We start from the raw sequence: 16,395 nt of genomic DNA on the forward strand, positions 1-16,395 counted from the left end.
CACCCCCTATACTTTTTGTTTAATCTCTGGATCCTGATCCGTGCCGCCATCTCTCCGGAGAGGGATGACCGGCACCGGCTGCGGGCTCATCTCTTCGTCTGTTTTCCGGATAAAATCTTTTTCCAGCGGAATATTCACCGACCCCAGGATCGGAAGGCCCAGCACAGCCTCCAGCTCCTCTTCGGTTTTAATTTTGTTATTCATGACCTCCAGCAGCAGAACGAGCCCCAGGCCCGCAAATAGTCCGCCGAACAGAGCGACGGCCAGATGCAGCAGCGGCTGCGGTGATACCGGCTCGGCTGTGTCTTTCAGTTCCGCCTCGGATAAAATGCTCACATTGTCCACGTTCATAATCGACGGTACCTTTTGTTCGAACGTTTCGGTGACGGTGTTTACAATTGCAACGGCCGCTTCAGGATCGGCATCCCGGACCGAAACGGTGGCAATCTGCGATTCGTTTTCGGTCGTAACTGTCAGCTGGCCCTCTACCTCTTCCTCTGTCTGCCCCGTCCCCAGCTCCTCTACCGCCGGTTCAATGATGGCTGGACTGGTAAGAAGCGTGTTATACGTGTTCACAAGCTCCCTGCTCGACTGCCAGTCTTCCGAGGCAGGAGCTTGGCCTTCACTCGTTGCCGGCGTGACAAGTATCTGTGTCGAAGCCTCGTACTGGGGTTCGGCGATAAGCCACGTATACACCGCCCCGGCACTCAGGGCCGCAAGCGCCACCAGCAACAATAGTTTTCCTCTTTTTCGGATGATGTAAATTAAATCCTGGATACGGAACGATTCTTTCATAGCGCCCTCCTTTTTAGACATTGGCCGGCTGGCTGCAGCTTCTTCGTGAGTCTGTTCCCATTCGATCCGCGTCGTTCGCCACGCGAGCAGAAACCAAAGCAGCGGCTCTACAAGCAGGTAAGAGGACGAGGAGTAGCTGTAGACCACAAGCGACAGCGCCGTCAGATTGGCAAACATGAGGGAATGATCGTCATGCTTGATGGAAGTGGTGAACAGCCGCCAGACGAGGCCGGCCACCACGGCAGCGCCAAACAACCCGTACCGGAACAACAGCGCCCCGTGCAGAAAATGAACGTTGTGCACTTCGGTCATCCCAAGCAGCGCGGCGCTGGTAACGGATGGATCCATGGACCCGGACATATCAATTGTACCGCCGGCCCCGTAGCCGAACAGCCAGTACAGCGGGTTGTTGCCAAGCGTTTCCACGATCATTTCTACTTCGTACAGCCGCTGGGCGATCGTAACGTCTTCGTCCAGATTGACTCCGGAGGAGCTTCCCATGCCCATCATGACTTTGATCCGGCTGCCAAGAGCCGTTTCGTAAAAATCGATATTCAGCATTTCGAGTACACTTCCCCCGGCAAGGACCGCTGCCAACCCGGCGAAGCTGAATGCAAACACGAGCGTGAGTATCGGCTGCCAGCGATTTTTCACCAGCATGACAATCATCAGCACGAGCACCATGACAATGACCGTGAGAAGCAGGGAACGATTGGAGCTGATCAGCAAAAACGCAAGCGGGCCGAGCTGAAGAAGAAGCACCCCTGTCCGCGCAGTATACAGAGCGTATAAAAACAGTCCCACGAATACTACGAGAAGCGTTACCGGCACCCAGCTGCTTAAAAAATACAGCCCGAGAAGCAGCACAGCTAATACGGCGGAAGCAGGAGCCAGATACTGGTCGCGCATCCGGAGATGAATGCCGCCAAAACGGGTGAGCAGATAAATGGCCAGGCCGGTGATTAAATACGCCGTATCCGAAAGGATATACGTCCACGTATTGGCATTAGCGAGGCCGATAATGACGCTGTAGCCTATAAGCATGCTTATCAGGGCGACTATGGCCAGGTCCCCCCGCTTGAGCTTTGCCTGCCTGTTCAGCATATACAGCGGCACCCAGATGAACGTTATGCCAAGAACAAGAAACAGAATGAACATGCCGCGAATATAGGGAGTATGCGAGAATCCGCCCATGCCGAGCACCTGCTTAAACAGCACGGCGCCGGCAATATTTGTAATAAAGTAGACACCCCACAAATAATACAGCCACATTTTCCCCGTGCGGTTATAATAAAACAAAGGCTCCTGCCCCCTATCTCCCGGCTGTTTTTTATTGCGCTGCTGCCGGTGGAGCGTCAATGCACACTATACCTGCTGGAACACAGCTTTATATTTATCAATCGATTTCCGGCGCGTAAGATGCTCTTCCAGGTACATACGCCCTTTTTGCCCGATGGCTTCCCGCTCTTCCTCTGTTTTTTCGTAATATGTGCGTACCGCTTCGATGATGTTCTCATACTGGCCGGGTTCTATGACTACTCCGGCACCGGAACGTTCGATAATCACGGCCGCTTCGCTGCCCTTTTCAAGCACGCCGAGCACCGGTTTGCCGACGGCGAGCACGCCGTATATTTTGCTCGGCACAGATACTCCTTTAATGCCCTTTTGATTCACGACAAGGTGCACGTCAGCGGCATTCAGGGAATATTTGATGCGATCCTTCGGCTCGTACGGGAAAAAATGGACGTTTGTCAGTTGGCTGGCTGTCACGTATTCCTTCATTTCACTCTTTTTGGCTCCTTCGCCGATAAACACAAACACAATATCAGGGTTATCCCGAAATGCTTCTGTGATACGGATCAGGTTTTCCAGATCGTAAAACAACCCGAGATTGCCGGAGTACATTACAATGAATTTGCCTTCGAGCTGTTTTGCATGCAGAAATTCTTCCACGCCCTTATCCGTACTTGGCTTTGGCACCAGGTCTTTTTCATCCACCCAGTTGTGAATCACTTCATAGTCCGGAGTTCCGGATGCAAACCGCTTCTGCAGCGTCGCCGCCATGTCGCTTCCGACTACAACATTCATATCCGCGTAGCGGCAGTTCAGCTTATCCACGGCCGCCGCCATTTTAGTGATGGCCGGGCTAGGGGAATAAGAGACGGCCTCTGCCTGCTCCGGATTGAAGTCCTGAATGTTATAAATATGCTTCGCCCGCTTCACAGCTTTACCGATCGTACCAATCAGCCCGCCGAGTATTGGTGGCTGCGAAACAGTGTAAATAATATCCACCCCGGGCTCCCGAATGAGCGCACGAAGCGCTTTAACGAAATAAACAGCCATGTACCGGACCCGGCTCGCTTTGGACTGCTTGTTTACGGCGGGCAGTTTCATGCGGATCACTTTCACTGCCCTGTCCCACTCCAGGCGGTCCGCGAGCACTTCGTTTAGCTCGCCGGCATAGTGCGGGTGCGAGGTGATGACCGTAACGCGAAAATCATCCTGCAGGTCAAAGCAGAGATCCCCCATCAGCTGTCCGAGTGAGGCCACATCAGGCGGAAAATAGTTGACGACAAACACAATTTTTTTCATATGCCTGCTCCTTCTGCTTGTTTTAATGGATCTTCGGCGGCTGCGAAGCGGCGCTTGATAAATCCCGCCGGGTTGCCTCCGTGGATTTCATTTGCGGGCACGCTTTTGGTTACATTACTGCAGGCAGCAGCTACTGCGTACTCCCCAAGCGTTACGCCCGGATGAATAAACGAGGAAGCGGCTGCCCAGGCGCCCCGCTCCAACGTGACCGGCGCGGTGATTAAGTCAAAGGATGGTTGTTGCAGATGGTGTGATCCCGTACACAGGTAAGTTTTCTGCGACACGACGCAATGCTCGCCGATCGTGATCCGGTCGAGGCTGTAGAAAAAGGCTTCATCCCCCACCCAGGAATGGGCGCCGATGGACACTTTCCACGGATACGTAAACCGGGCACTCGGACGGATTTTGACCCCGTCTGCCACCTGCATTCCGAAAGTCCGGAGAAGCCGCCGCCGGAACGCATACATCGGGTGCAGCGATAGGCGGAACACCGTTCCCTGCACGAGCCACCAGAGCAAAATAAACCACCCCGGCCGGCCGCGATCGTAATCAGACTGATCATAGCGGTCAAGCTGAACCTTCATGTGCTTTCCCCTCCTCTATTGGCACCTTGCGGAATACACCTCTCAATTTTTGTTCCCAGCTCAGGTGCTCCGCGGCGTAGCTTCGGATGTTGGCCGGAGTATTCCGGTGTCGGTGCTGCATGTATTTGAAAAACAAACGGTCAATATCTACCGGGCTCTCGTCGGCCGGCGTCCGGAACACAAACGGCAGATTAACCGGAAAATCGCTGTCTTCGGAGGCCAGGAGAAACGGAATGCCGCGGGCACAGTATTCTCTGTTTTTTAACGAGGAATCTCCAAAAAAATTGCGCCGGTGGTTGCCAAGAATTCCGATGCCCACATCCACCCCGTTCATCATTTGATCGAGTTCACTACCGGTGAGCGTGCCGTGAAAGATGACGCGGTCCTCGACTCCTTCGGCAACTGCCAGCTGCCGGAGCTCGTCGCTGACCGGCCCGTCGCCGATAATATGAAATTTCGGGCGGATCGGAGCGCGACATTTGTTCAACCCTTTAATGACCCGGTCATAGGCGTGCCAGCGAGCTAAGTTTGCCACTCCTGCAAGCACGAAGTCCTCATTCTGGCGAGGGAAAGCAGGCTTTTCTACTAAAGGGGTGGCGGCCAGATCGATTCCATTTTTAATGGCGATTACTTTGGGATCCGCCACCGGAGTAATGGAGACAGCAACTATTTTTTTGACAAGCGGATAGACGCCAAGCCGGAACGTCGCCTGGTCCATAATGTAAGAGCCATAAGCCGGCCAATCTGTTTTAAACGGCACTTCGACTGGATAATCCGGAATTTCATAATACGTTTTTCTGCCCTGGCGCTTGCAGCGCTGCAGCCATAGCGACAGCTGGGGCAGGACAGGCTTTATCCTCCGGATGTAAATTTCCTGCACATCCAGATTCTCCGCGAGAAAGGCGGCGAACTGCAAAAATTCGGTCATTCGGAAATAGCTCGCAGTGCTCCGCTTCCAGGCCGGTGTTTCGACAAAAATCGCTTTTGGCGAATAATGGTGCTCCCGCACCACTTCCCGGCCGGTCCACGTGTCGTAGCATACGGCCCGGTCCTTTTGCGAGAGCAGTAGATAGGCACGGCGCCCGAGCTGGTTCATCGCTCTGCACTGGGCGTAGACTTTTTTCACAAAGCCGACGGCGTCTGAATCCTCGCGAAGAAATGCCACGTACAGCAGTTTATTTTCCAAAAAAGCGCCTCCTCTGCCTGTTTATTTTCCTATTTTCAGTAAGCCCCTTTTTTTCGCAGGACGGCTCCGGCTGTTTTGAACAGAATCAGAACATCCGTACCCAGACGCTGATGGCGGATGTAATCAAGCTCGAGCTCCATCCGTTCGGGATAGGTCAAGTCACTTCGGCCGCTCACTTGCCAGAGGCCGGTCATCCCCGGCTTAGCTGATAAAAATAATTGTTTGTTTTCCGCGTATTCCTCCAGCTCCTCCGAGATAATTGGCCGCGGGCCGACAAGGCTCATCTCCCCTTTTAATACGTTGATCAGCTGCGGAAGCTCGTCCAGGCTCGTTTCGCGAAGCAGCCGGCCGGTTTTGGTAATTCGCGGGTCCCGGTCCGCGGGCAGCTTGTAGCCGTTTTGGACAAATTCGGCGTATAGCTTCTGGTCGCGGCGCAGCACTTCTTCAGCATCAACAACCATCGTCCGGAACTTGTAAATATAGAACGGTTTTCCTTGGGCACCAATCCGCTTTTGCTTGTACAGCATTCGACCCTTTGGCTTTTCCTGCATATACATAAGGCCAATGACCAAAAACAATGGAGACAGGAGCATGAGCATTAGAAAGGATAAAACACTGTCGATAACACGTTTGGCCTGAGCCTGGTCCATGGACTGTTTTTCCGATTTGAGCGACGCGCTTGATCTCTGCATTGGTCTCCTCCTCTTTTAAGTGGCCCGGACGGCTGCCGCCGCCCGCCGAAAAATAAGCGACACGCGTTAAGAAGTTTCACGGTACAGGCCCGGCGTTTGGGATTGGCTCCGGTAATGGTTCAAATCGCTCTCCACCATCATCTCCACCAGCTCCCGGAACCCGACTTCGAGCTCCCAACCGAGCTTTTCCTTCGCCTTCGTGCAGTCGCCGAGCAGAAGATCCACTTCGGCCGGCCGCACAAACTTCGGGTCGGTCACGACGTAGTCGCGCCAGTTGAGGCCGACATACTGAAAGGCAATATCCACCAGTTCTTCGACCGTATGCGTCTCGCCTGTCGAAATCACGTAGTCATCCGGCTCGTCGCTCTGCAGCATGAGCCACATCGCTTTTACGTAGTCGCCGGCAAAGCCCCAGTCGCGTTTCGCATCAAGGTGGCCCATCCGGAGCTCGCTCTGCAGCCCGAGCTTGATGCGGGCGGCGGCATCGGTCACCTTGCGGGTGACAAATTCCATACCGCGCCGCGGCGACTCGTGGTTGAATAAAATGCCGGCGCAGGCAAACATATCAAAGCTTTCCCGGTAATTAACGGTAATCCAGTGGCCGTACGTTTTCGCTACCCCATACGGGCTGCGCGGCCAGAACGGTGTCGTTTCCGTCTGCGGCGTCTCGAGCACCTTGCCGAACATTTCGGAGCTTGAGGCCTGGTAAAAGCGGGCGTCCGGCTTCACGATGCGGACTGCTTCAAGCATGTTGACCACGCCGACGGCGGTGATCTGGCTGGTGGCGATCGGCTGCGGCCAGGAGGTCGCGACAAATGACTGGGCCGCCAGGTTATATACCTCATCCGGCTGCGCCTGCTGCACGGCGGTAATTAAGGAAGACAGGTCGGTCAGGTCACCGTCGATCCATTCAATCCGGTCTCTCACGTGTTCGATGTTTTCAAAGTTCGGGGTGCTTGTCCGCCGCCGGAGGCCGTAGACGGTGTAGCCTTTTTCGAGCAGAAATTCCGCCAGGTATGAGCCGTCTTGACCGGTCACGCCGGTAATAAGTGCTGATTTTGTCATAGGGAAGCAGCTCCTTTGTTTGGTTGTGCCGCGTGGCCGAGGTACCAGTCGTACGTTTTCTGCAGTCCGTCGGCAAGCGAGGTTTCGGCCTGCCAGCCAAGGCCATTTAGCCTCGTGACGTCCGTGCGCTTCCGGAACGTGCCGTCGGGCTTACTCGTATTAAATACGAATTCGCCTTCAAAGCCGGTGACTGCTTTGAGCGCTTCGGCGAGCTCCCGGATGGAAAGGTCCCGACCCGTGCCAATATTCACCATGTCGGTGCCGTCGTATTCGTTCATCAGGAATACGCACGCATCGGCGAGGTCATCCGCGTACATAAACTCCCGGCGCGGCTCGCCCGTGCCCCATATTTCGACTGTGGGGTCCCCATTCACTTTCGCTTCGTGACATTTTCGCATCAGCGCCGGGAGCACGTGCGACGTTTCCAGGTCAAAATTATCGTGTTTTCCGTAAAGGTTTGTCGGCATCGCGGCGATAAAATGGGCGCCGTACTGGCGGTTGTAGGACTCGCACATCTTCAGGCCGGCAATTTTTGCGATGGCGTACGGTTCATTGGTCGGTTCAAGCGCCCCGGTCAGGAGCGCTTCTTCTTTAATTGGCTGCGGAGCATGTTTTGGATAAATGCACGTACTGCCTAAGAACAACAGCTTTTTCACGCTGTTTCGGCAGGCCGCGTCAATGACGTTCGTCTGAATATATAAGTTATCGCGGATAAAATCCGCCGGATAATCATGGTTTGCGGTAATGCCGCCAACCTTTGCGGCTGCCAGAAATACATAATCGATCGAAGAGGACTGAAAAAAAGCGTCTACGTCCGTTCGGTTTCGCAGGTCAAGCTCGCTGCTCGTCCGGTACACCAGGTTCGTATAGCCTTCGTCCTGCAGCTTCCGCAGAATCGCGGAGCCTGCAAGCCCCCGGTGCCCGGCTACATATATACACGCATGTTTTTCCACTCAGGGCCCTCTTTTCTTTTAAGATTTTGGTGTTGTGCAGTGCCTGCATCCATTCAAAACAGATGGCTGAAGTCTGAATGCCAATGGTTTTCTAATTGCAGCAGCGTTGTATGCGCAGCTGCTGCAGGTAAACCGGAGGCATTGAACCTCTCCTCACGCAGCGCTGTTGACGATAAACGTCTAAGGCTTTTCTAAAAGCCCTTAGCACTGCCGAGTGCCTCCACGTGATACCGGTGCAGGAGACATGACCGAATGGTTTTGGAAAAGCCTATTTAATAAACTTGGCCGCAGAGCCGTTGTGGGCGCGCAGCACGTCATCCCACGTGTCATGGAGCCGGACGGTGTCGTCGTCACTAATGTCGGTGCCAGTCTGCACCTCTACAATCTCCAGATCGATGGTGGCCCGGAGCGCGTGCTTCGTTCCGGCCGGCAGATGGACAACGTCGCCCGCTTTAATGCGGTACATATGGTCGTCGACCGCAACTTCGCCTTCCCCACGCACGACCGTCCACACCTCGTCGCGGTTATGGTGATAGTGAAGCGTTGAATTTTTTCCTCTTTCCAGCAGAATACGTTTTGTGATCATCATCTGGCCGTCCGGATACGTAGCGTGGTCGAGCACCCGTGACCATCCCCACAGCCGCTCCTCGTACATCTGCGGGTAGCGGAAGTCCTTGATGAGCTCTTTAATCTGCGAGCTCGATTCTTTGCTGGCAACGATGATGCCGTCAGGGCTTGAGACGATCACCATGTCGCGGGCATCGATGACGGCGACCGGAATATCGAGCTCGTTCACAAGATGCGTGTTGACCGAGCTTTCGGAAATGATGCCCTTCCCGGTCTGATTCGCGGCCATTTCCTCGGTAAGCGTGTTCCACGTGCCAAGGTCCTTCCAGTCGCCTTCGTATTTTAAAACGGTGATTTTTTCCGCTCTCTCCACGACCCGGTAATCAAAGCTGATCTCGGGGATGATATGGTACTGGCTTTTAAGCAGCTCGTACTCAAACGGCAGCTGCTCCTCCTTGAGAATCCGAAGCAGATAATTCATCGTAAAGCCGAACACGCCGCAGTTCCAGAGCGCCTGTTTATCGATGAGCCGCTTTGCGGTTGCTTCGTCCGGCTTTTCCGTAAAGGCTCTGACGGTAAAAGCGCCGGTTTGCTTATTCTGGCTGTCCGGCACAATGTAGCCGTATTTGGTGGATGGGTATACCGGCCGCACGCCCATCAGAGCCATATTGCTCGTGCCTTCCTGAATCAGTCGTTCCAAAAGTTTAAAATTTTCAAAAAACGAATTGTCTACGAAGGCATCTACCGGCAGCATCACAATCACTTCCTCCGGAGACGCTTTTTCGACAGAAAACAGGTAGCTCGCTGCAAGGGCCACAGCCGCAAACGTATCGCGGCGCGACGGCTCTATCACCAGAGGAACCTCTTCCCCGAGCTGGCGCCTGATCAGATCCTTCTGTGATTCCGAGGTGGCGATCACCGCCGAGGAGGCAAGGCCGCATGCTTCAAGCTGTCTCCACACCCGCTGGACCATCGACTCCTTCTGGCCGTCCGGGCCGTCGAGCACCTTCAGAAACTGTTTGGATCTCGTATCGTTGGACAATGGCCACAATCGTTTTCCCGATCCTCCGGATAACAGGACTAATCGCATCTGCCTTCCTCCTTGTTTCCTGAAATTTTGGGCAGGATTTCCTTACGTTCGTTTAAAAAAAGCACGTTTTTTGTGCAGGGGCTCGGGTGGGTCCACAAACGCCGGCGAACCGACCAGCAGGCGCTTCGTATTTTCCTGCAGCTCCCGGGCTTTTTTCAGGCCGAGGGCTGCAGCGGTCTGTTCGTAGGCAGGCTTTAAGCGAAAAGGCACGCTGTCTGCCTGGGAAGCGATAAAATGAGCCAGATTTTTCCGCAGAAGTTTTAGAGCAAATCGCTGCTTTTTGCGGCCGTTTTTTCCTGCGACCGTTTCCGCACTCACCTGCGCAAGCGCTCCGTGGGAAACGAAATAATACAGCGGGTCGTCTGTTTCGGTGGATCCGTGCAGACGCTCGGGATGCGTCATGATTGGAATATAGCCCTCAAGCTGCATGAAGTAAAACAGCTTTTTAATCCGGGCGAAGGTGTCGTCCGACTGCATTTCCACAAGCACATAATTGGTGTCTTCAAGCGGCAGCAGCTGCCCGGATAAAAGGTCATCTGTCATCCCCTGATGCAGCGTAATTTCATGGCCGCTTTTGACGTGCAGCGGAATGCTTTCGGCCCGGAGGTGCATATTAAAGTCAAGCACGGCTTCTTTTACAATCAGACCGTCATTTTCGTAGAGGCCGGGCCGGTAATGCGGCGTGGCAAACACCGTCTGGATATTGTTTGCGACGGCTTCCTTTGCGATGGCAATGCTTTCGTTTAACGCCTCCGGCCCGTGATCGAGCTTTGGCAGGATGTGTGTGTGTATATCAATCATGCGGCGTTCCCCCAGGTATTTGTTTCGGTTCGTTCCTTGCGGGGAGCGCCTTTACGCCCGGCCGGCGCGGTCCCTCTCTGTTTCCCATTCATGCAGGGCCCGAAGCCCCCTGGCAAGCGATACTTCCGGGTACCAGCCGTACCGGTTGATTTTCGACGTATCGAGCGTTTTTCTCCGCATCCCCCCGGATCCGGATCCTGTAAAAAATACGGCCCCTCTGTAGCCGGTAACCCGCTTGATCAGCATGACGAGCTCCTTTGAGCTGATTTCCCGCTCGGTGCCGATATTGACCGGCCCCTTTTCATTGTAGTGATTCATCACGAACACGCAGCCGGAGGCCAGATCCTCGCCGTAGATGAGCTCCTGGAAGGCCGGTTCCTTTTCCGGAATCTCCACCTTCGGCTGCCACTGGTCCCGGGCCCGCATGCACCGCTGCATCGCATCGGCCACCATGCCGGTCCATTTGTTCATGTCTGTCGCGGCATACATCCGCGGCGCCACCGCAATGTGAAAATTCGTGTTGGAGGTGCGGTTGTAGGCCCGGCAGAGGGCGATGCCCTCCCGGGTCACCTGCGTCTGCTCCGCGTACACTTCGTCAATAATCCCACGTTGCAGAAACGTTTCCTTCAGCGGCTGCGGGGTATATTTCGGATACACATGAATATCACCGAGGTACAGCAGCTTTTTCACCTTATACCGGGCGGAGGCTTCAAGCACGTTTGCCTGCTGCCAGCGCCTCGCCTGCAGCTGTGCTTTTGCGTTTGCCTCCGCATATTCATAGCCGTCGGTCATAAACACATACTCGATATTTTCCTTCGCAAAAAACATGTTCATGGCCTGAATGCTTTCCTTCCCTGTGTCAATGCCGCTTTGCACGACTACATTTTTGTATCCCTCTTTTAATAGATAGTGATAAATGGCGCTGCCTGCCCGCTCCTGATGATTGGTTACATAAATCTTCGCCTGTTTATCCAACCTGATGACCTCCTTTTAGGAAACTTTTTCTTTTTGCCTGCCTACGCTGATCAGCACCTGTTCAATATGGTTCAGCATGGAAGTCGTTGCGAATGTCACCGTCGTTCCCTCTCCGAGATAAAACTGCTTGCCCCAGTGCGGAGAGTTTTCCTCCACCTCGATCACGTATTCCACCGGCGAGCTCCGTTTCGGATCGGGCGTAATGTAGATGGTCTTCCAGTCGATGCCTTTGAGCTGCTCGTGCAGCTCGTCCCAGTATAAGTACTGTTTAATGAGCGACTCCATCTGTCCGTGCAGGTAGTAATCTTTATTGATTTTATAGTAGCGCCGGTTTTTCACCCAGCGGTCGGTAATTAAATTCATGTCATACAGCCGCCGCAACTCAAGGCGGATCGCATTTGTTGACTCCTTGCATTCGCGCACAAGCTCACGCAGGTACGTTTCTTCCTCTGTCAGATAAAATTTCATTACGAGCCGCAGTCTTGTTTTGGATGTTACTAATTGATGCAAAACCATCTCCCCCTTCAGTCCCCTCGTCAATAAAGATTGTTTGCTCCGCCGGCATTTTTATAATGTGAGCGCCGGCGGCGTAACCCTTCCCCCTTCGAGAAGCAGATGTGTATTTTTCTGCATCCGCTCCCATTCTTCCAGCCGGTCCATCCTGACAAACTGCCGGTACACCTGATCCAGGCAGAACGGTAGGTCATATGCACTGCAGGCGTTAGAAGCGATAAAATGCACGAGCCGCTTTTTCAGAAAATATTTCGCCCAGCGCCTGTCGCTTCTTCCATCGCGGCCGAGCAGCGCTCCGGCACTAATTTGTACGGCTGCTCCTTCATTTACGAGCGTTTCGATTCCCCCGCGCTTTTTCTGAAGCATCTGAAGCCGCTCCGGCGATGAAAGAATGGGAATGAACCCGTGATTGTACAGTTTTGTGAGCATCTGCCGGACGTACAGGAAGCTGTGACTTTCATTCATGTGAATGAGTACATAATTGGTATGCTCCAGCGGCAGAATCCTTTTTCTTTCCAAGTCAATTTCCATTCCGTCATATAGGGTGATTTCCTGCCCCGAGCGGACACGGACCGGAATCCGCGCTTTCAAGAGCTGAAAATTCAGAAATTTCACGGCCTCTGTTACGAAAACGGCTCCGAAATCGTACGACGGATACCGGTAGCTGGGTGTTGCGTAAATAATGCCGACCCCGGCGGCCTCTGCCTGTCTGGCCATCTCCAGGCTTTCCTTCATTGTGTTTGGTCCGTGGTCAAAGCCGGGAAGAATATGGGTATGCATCTCAATCATGTACTCACCTCTTTCCATTTAATTAAGGCAAATGTCCTACATGATATTTTTTAGAATATTTTGCCTGTTGCCGTTTCTTTTATATTAATAGTCCAGTATAATTATTAATAGTAATTACCTAGTCATTAATAATCACACAAATGTTAATAGTCATATGACCTTTTCTAGGAAGATGGGACCCCGCCCGGGATGACCCCGGCGAAAGGGAGTGGATCCATATGAACCGCCGCCAGCGAATTTTCATGTATACGATCCAATTTATAGCCATCATCGCAGCCGGACTATTCGTGTACATGGAGTCGCCGGGTGAGCGGTGGCTTGCCGCAGGCCTTTGCTGGGTATTTGGTATTATTCAGATGATCCGGCTCGTATTTCTATCCATACCGCTTGCTCGTTTTTCCTCGGTCATGGTTATCAGCCTCCAGTTCGTCATTGCCTGGGCGGTCCAGGCGATTGCGGGCGGGTTTGTTCCACAGACACTTTTTTTCGTCCTGATTGCCGAGCTCGGGTACCGGGCGCCGAGGCGCTTCAGCTTCCCGTTCATGCTTCTCTGCTTTGCGGGATTCGCAAGCGCCACAGCCTTTCATGAAGGCTTTCCAGCTCCTGCCGCTCTCGCCTTTGTGCTTCCCCGCTTTATCGAATACGTGCTGTTCTGGGGCTTCAGCTACCTGGCCAAGCGCTCCACCGAGCAGCGTAATGAGCTGCAGCGTGCCTACGACCGGCTCCGCCTGTATCACCGGGAGATGGAGGACAAATCCATCATGCAGGAGCGGCTGAAGCTCTCCCGGGATATTCATGACAGCGCCGGCCATTACTTGACCACCTCCATGATGGCGCTGGAAACAGCCAGACGGCTGCTCGAAAAGGGCGAAGTGGAAAAAGCCCGTACCCAGCTTCAGACCTCCAAGCACCAGGTGCAGGAGACCATGAAGGAAATCCGGAAAACCGCGCATTCTATGGCGCATACCGACGGCTTCATTGATCTGTCGGCTGCGCTGGAGGGGCTGCTCGTCTCCACCCGTGACACGTCGGATGTGCGGATCGAGTGGCAGTTTGACGAGCCGCTGCCCCTTCTCCGGGCGGAGCAGGAAATGCTTTTATACCGGATGCTCCAGGAAGGGCTCACTAACGGGCTCCGCCACGGCGGGTGCACGCATTTTTCCTATACATTATCCACGAAGGTGCCCGGTCAGCTGATTGCCCGGCTTGAAGACAACGGGCGCACAGCCGCGAAAAACGTCAGCTACGGCTTCGGCCTGCGCGGGCTGTCCGCTAGGGCCGAGGAGCTTGGCGGCCTGCTTCGTTTTGAAGCCATTGCCGAAGACAGAAACGGTATGGCGCTCGAGCTGCGCCTGCCGGTGAAAGACCGGAGTCCTTACACCCCGTCCTAATATGAAGCTGACTATTTGTACGCGTAAATCTCAGGATACGTATCAGAAGGAGGATCTGCAGATGGATACCGTTCGGATAGGAATTGTTGATGACCATGCCATTGTCCGGGACGGACTGGCGATGATTATGGAGCTTGAAGAGGATCTGGAGGTGGTAGGTATTGCGAGAAACGGGGCAGAAGCAGAAATGATGCTTACCAACGAGCTGCCGGACGTGGTGATGCTGGATGTGTACTTAGAAGGCAATAACGGTATTGAATGGCTGCCGGACTTTCAGCTGACGTCGCCGCAGACGAAGTTTATTATGCTCAGCTCCTACGTGGATGCCGAAAACGCCATCCAGGCGCTTGCCAACGGCGCGAAGGGATTTCTTCTGAAGGACTGGGAAAGCGAGGAGCTCGTCCGCTGCGTGCGCCAGGTGGCCCGCGGCCAGATGGTGCTTCCCACATCCGTCTCGGAAACGCTGAGTGACCAGCTCGCTGCCCGGGACCGGAAGGACGGTGCTCCCCGTTTTCAGGAAACCGAGGACATCACCGAACTCTCCCTGCAGGACCGGAGAATCGTGGATCTGCTGCTTGCAGGCTACTCCAACCAGGAGATCGCGGATACGCTGTTTTTAACGCTCGGCACCGTCAAAAATTACCTGACCGCCATCTACCGGAAAATCGGTGTCCGCAACCGCCGCGAAGCAATTGCCTATTTTCAGCGGCGGCACAAACAAACCGGCTCCTAAAGCTTAGGAGCCGGTTTGTTCTGGTTAACCGTAATAATAGTAATAGCTTTGATCCATGCCCTTTTTCTGGTTCAGAATGCAGCCGAGGATCGGCACGCCGCTTACTTCCAGCAGATCCTTGGCCTTCCGGGCAGCATCGTTTTCGGTTTCTCCAGCTTTGACGACGAGAATGCTTCCGTCGCAGTGGCGGGAAATCACCTGCACATCTGTCACCGCGAGCACCGGCGGCGCATCAAACAAAATCACGTCATACTGCTCACGGGCGAGCTCCACCAGATGCGCCATCGAGCGGCTTCCAAGAATTTCGGACGGGTTCGGCGGAATCGGTCCGCTCGGCAGAATATCGAGATTCGGCACTTCGGTTTCCTGGACGTATGAGGCGTACTCCCCGTGATTGGTCAAGGCGTTGATCAGCCCGTGGGTATTCATCCGGCGAAATGTGTAGTGCACCGTCGGCTTACGAAGATCGGCGTCTACAAGGAGCACCTTTTTTTCCTGCTGAGCCATCGTTACCGCGAGATTCGCCACGGTTGTAGACTTACCTTCCCCCGGGCCTGCCGAAGTCACTACCATCGTCTGCATTTCTTTATCCACCGAGGAATACTGAATATTAGTACGGATCGTACGGTACTGCTCGGAAACCGGGGATTTACTGTTCAGCCAGGTGATGAGCTTCCGCTGGTTCGTATTCGTCTCTTGCTTCTTTTTTCGTGCCAAAGGCGCACACTCCTTTTGATTTCTGTCCATTACTCCTTATATAGGCCGGGGGCTTCATTCATTATAGGCGTAGTATAGCATATTCCAGCGGGCCCCGGTCTGCTTTTTCAAAAAGCAGGACCTTTTTATGACCCGTTTTCCGTCCACTGCTGCCATATGCCGTCCATCCAGGCTGTATGCCCCTGCTCCGTCGGCACCGGTGTATCCTCGCCGACGTAGTCAATCAGGGCTTCATCATCCACCGCCGGCCAGGCACTCCAGTGGTTTAGGTAGGTGACGCCGGCCTCGTCGGCATATTCTTCTACGGCGTCGAGCTGTTCTAAGTAATACTGCGCCTCGTACCACGGCTGCGGCGCACTGATATAGTACGCGCTGTCGTTTTCCTGCACCGCTTCCGTAATTTCACGGGTGGCGTAAATAGTATCGTCGCTGCTGACCGTTCCGTTATCACTCACTGCAAACGGCACAAAGATAAACAAATCAGCCTCTGCTCCGGCCATTTCCTCCGGTCCGCCTTCATTCAGCACTTCAAGGGACGTGCTGTCATCATATGTAATCGTTTCTACTTCTGTGTTAACTCCGTTCCAGTTCTCCTCGATCCGATCGGCCAGCTGCTGCGGAAAGCTGTTATCGCCCTCTGACGTCACTGCTCCGGAACCCGCCACAACCAGTCGCAGAGGTTCGCCCGACTGCTTGGCTTCTTCAAGCTGAGTCTGCAGACCGGCATTTAGTCCTTCAGCATTAATGCCGCTCTCTGACCCACTTTCAGAGGAGGCTTCGCTGCTGCTATCCTGCTGCCCGCTTCCACTTCCTGCCCCCCCTGTGTTATCGATGCGGTCCTGGTAGTATAACCAGCCCGCGATCAGTACCACAGCTGTAATCAGGACGAGGATAAATAACCCAATTGATTGTTTCATGAGATCTCCCCTCGTTTATTAATCCATTCTTAAGT

Annotated in this window: 16 protein-coding genes; 2 read left to right on the plus strand and 14 right to left on the minus strand. The window is 54.0% G+C overall.

Annotation, left to right across the window (positions count from 1 at the left end; translation table 11 throughout):
* Nucleotides 1–6 precede the first annotated feature (6 nt).
* The 12 genes from ACTTK6_RS00985 to ACTTK6_RS01040 form a co-directional block, all read right to left on the minus strand.
* The gene (locus ACTTK6_RS00985) at nucleotides 7–2,094 is read right to left on the minus strand and encodes a Wzz/FepE/Etk N-terminal domain-containing protein (RefSeq protein ID WP_462832377.1); all 2,088 of its coding nucleotides are present in this window, start codon (nucleotides 2,092–2,094) and stop codon (nucleotides 7–9) included.
* A gap of 66 nt (nucleotides 2,095–2,160) precedes the next feature.
* The gene (locus tag ACTTK6_RS00990; protein WP_462832378.1) at nucleotides 2,161–3,387 is read right to left on the minus strand and encodes a glycosyltransferase family 4 protein; all 1,227 of its coding nucleotides are present in this window, start codon (nucleotides 3,385–3,387) and stop codon (nucleotides 2,161–2,163) included.
* The gene (locus ACTTK6_RS00995) at nucleotides 3,384–3,971 is read right to left on the minus strand and encodes a WcaF family extracellular polysaccharide biosynthesis acetyltransferase (protein WP_462832379.1); all 588 of its coding nucleotides are present in this window, start codon (nucleotides 3,969–3,971) and stop codon (nucleotides 3,384–3,386) included. The genes ACTTK6_RS00990 and ACTTK6_RS00995 overlap by 4 nt, the downstream gene beginning before the upstream one ends.
* Nucleotides 3,955–5,157 carry a glycosyltransferase gene (locus tag ACTTK6_RS01000; protein ID WP_462832380.1) on the minus strand — a complete coding sequence of 401 codons (1,203 nt, stop codon included), beginning with the start codon at nucleotides 5,155–5,157 and terminating at the stop codon, nucleotides 3,955–3,957. The genes ACTTK6_RS00995 and ACTTK6_RS01000 overlap by 17 nt, the downstream gene beginning before the upstream one ends.
* Nucleotides 5,158–5,192: 35 nt before the next feature.
* A complete protein-coding gene (locus ACTTK6_RS01005; RefSeq protein WP_462832381.1) occupies nucleotides 5,193–5,849 on the minus strand; it encodes a sugar transferase in 657 nt (218 codons plus the stop codon).
* A 66-nt stretch (nucleotides 5,850–5,915) separates the two neighbouring features.
* The gene (gene gmd / locus ACTTK6_RS01010) at nucleotides 5,916–6,914 is read right to left on the minus strand and encodes a GDP-mannose 4,6-dehydratase (protein ID WP_462832382.1); all 999 of its coding nucleotides are present in this window, start codon (nucleotides 6,912–6,914) and stop codon (nucleotides 5,916–5,918) included.
* Nucleotides 6,911–7,867, minus strand: a complete 957-nt coding sequence (locus ACTTK6_RS01015; protein WP_462832383.1) for a GDP-L-fucose synthase family protein — start codon at nucleotides 7,865–7,867, stop codon at nucleotides 6,911–6,913. The genes gmd and ACTTK6_RS01015 overlap by 4 nt, the downstream gene beginning before the upstream one ends.
* A gap of 268 nt (nucleotides 7,868–8,135) precedes the next feature.
* Nucleotides 8,136–9,524 (minus strand): sugar phosphate nucleotidyltransferase, encoded by a 1,389-nt coding sequence (locus ACTTK6_RS01020; RefSeq protein WP_462832384.1) that lies wholly within the window; start codon nucleotides 9,522–9,524, stop codon nucleotides 8,136–8,138.
* A 42-nt stretch (nucleotides 9,525–9,566) separates the two neighbouring features.
* The gene (locus ACTTK6_RS01025; RefSeq protein ID WP_462832385.1) at nucleotides 9,567–10,325 is read right to left on the minus strand and encodes a tyrosine-protein phosphatase; all 759 of its coding nucleotides are present in this window, start codon (nucleotides 10,323–10,325) and stop codon (nucleotides 9,567–9,569) included.
* A 51-nt stretch (nucleotides 10,326–10,376) separates the two neighbouring features.
* Nucleotides 10,377–11,300: an NAD-dependent epimerase/dehydratase family protein gene (locus ACTTK6_RS01030; RefSeq protein WP_462832386.1), complete on the minus strand. Its 924-nt coding sequence runs from the start codon at nucleotides 11,298–11,300 to the stop codon at nucleotides 10,377–10,379.
* Between the two features lie 15 nt (nucleotides 11,301–11,315).
* Nucleotides 11,316–11,810: a winged helix-turn-helix domain-containing protein gene (locus ACTTK6_RS01035; protein WP_462832387.1), complete on the minus strand. Its 495-nt coding sequence runs from the start codon at nucleotides 11,808–11,810 to the stop codon at nucleotides 11,316–11,318.
* Nucleotides 11,811–11,867: 57 nt separating this feature from the next.
* Nucleotides 11,868–12,602: a tyrosine-protein phosphatase gene (locus ACTTK6_RS01040; protein ID WP_462832388.1), complete on the minus strand. Its 735-nt coding sequence runs from the start codon at nucleotides 12,600–12,602 to the stop codon at nucleotides 11,868–11,870.
* A 218-nt stretch (nucleotides 12,603–12,820) separates the two neighbouring features.
* Between ACTTK6_RS01040 and ACTTK6_RS01045 the strand changes: the two genes are divergently transcribed.
* Together ACTTK6_RS01045 and ACTTK6_RS01050 are read left to right on the plus strand one after the other, a co-directional pair.
* Nucleotides 12,821–13,993: a sensor histidine kinase gene (locus ACTTK6_RS01045; protein WP_462832389.1), complete on the plus strand. Its 1,173-nt coding sequence runs from the start codon at nucleotides 12,821–12,823 to the stop codon at nucleotides 13,991–13,993.
* Nucleotides 13,994–14,054: 61 nt separating this feature from the next.
* Nucleotides 14,055–14,726, plus strand: a complete 672-nt coding sequence (locus ACTTK6_RS01050; RefSeq protein ID WP_462832390.1) for a response regulator — start codon at nucleotides 14,055–14,057, stop codon at nucleotides 14,724–14,726.
* A gap of 24 nt (nucleotides 14,727–14,750) precedes the next feature.
* Here ACTTK6_RS01050 and ACTTK6_RS01055 read toward each other — a convergent pair whose 3' ends face one another.
* A complete protein-coding gene (locus tag ACTTK6_RS01055) occupies nucleotides 14,751–15,443 on the minus strand; it encodes a CpsD/CapB family tyrosine-protein kinase (RefSeq protein WP_462832391.1) in 693 nt (230 codons plus the stop codon).
* Between the two features lie 125 nt (nucleotides 15,444–15,568).
* A complete protein-coding gene (locus tag ACTTK6_RS01060) occupies nucleotides 15,569–16,360 on the minus strand; it encodes a hypothetical protein (RefSeq protein ID WP_462832392.1) in 792 nt (263 codons plus the stop codon).
* Nucleotides 16,361–16,395: the final 35 nt, after the last annotated feature.

This window comes from Marinococcus salis (assembly GCF_054971365.1).

Bases quoted from the DNA above. Each gene is read 5' to 3' on its own strand.
- ACTTK6_RS00990 (WP_462832378.1), bottom strand. From the start codon at position 3,387: ATGAAAAAAATTGTGTTTGTCGTCAACTATTTTCCGCCTGATGTGGCC.
- ACTTK6_RS00995 (WP_462832379.1), bottom strand. From the start codon at position 3,971: ATGAAGGTTCAGCTTGACCGCTATGATCAGTCTGATTACGATCGCGGC.
- ACTTK6_RS01005 (WP_462832381.1), bottom strand. From the start codon at position 5,849: ATGCAGAGATCAAGCGCGTCGCTCAAATCGGAAAAACAGTCCATGGAC.
- gmd (WP_462832382.1), bottom strand. From the start codon at position 6,914: ATGACAAAATCAGCACTTATTACCGGCGTGACCGGTCAAGACGGCTCA.
- ACTTK6_RS01020 (WP_462832384.1), bottom strand. From the start codon at position 9,524: ATGCGATTAGTCCTGTTATCCGGAGGATCGGGAAAACGATTGTGGCCA.
- ACTTK6_RS01025 (WP_462832385.1), bottom strand. From the start codon at position 10,325: ATGATTGATATACACACACACATCCTGCCAAAGCTCGATCACGGGCCG.
- ACTTK6_RS01040 (WP_462832388.1), bottom strand. From the start codon at position 12,602: ATGATTGAGATGCATACCCATATTCTTCCCGGCTTTGACCACGGACCA.
- ACTTK6_RS01045 (WP_462832389.1), top strand. From the start codon at position 12,821: ATGAACCGCCGCCAGCGAATTTTCATGTATACGATCCAATTTATAGCC.
- ACTTK6_RS01050 (WP_462832390.1), top strand. From the start codon at position 14,055: ATGGATACCGTTCGGATAGGAATTGTTGATGACCATGCCATTGTCCGG.
- ACTTK6_RS01060 (WP_462832392.1), bottom strand. From the start codon at position 16,360: ATGAAACAATCAATTGGGTTATTTATCCTCGTCCTGATTACAGCTGTG.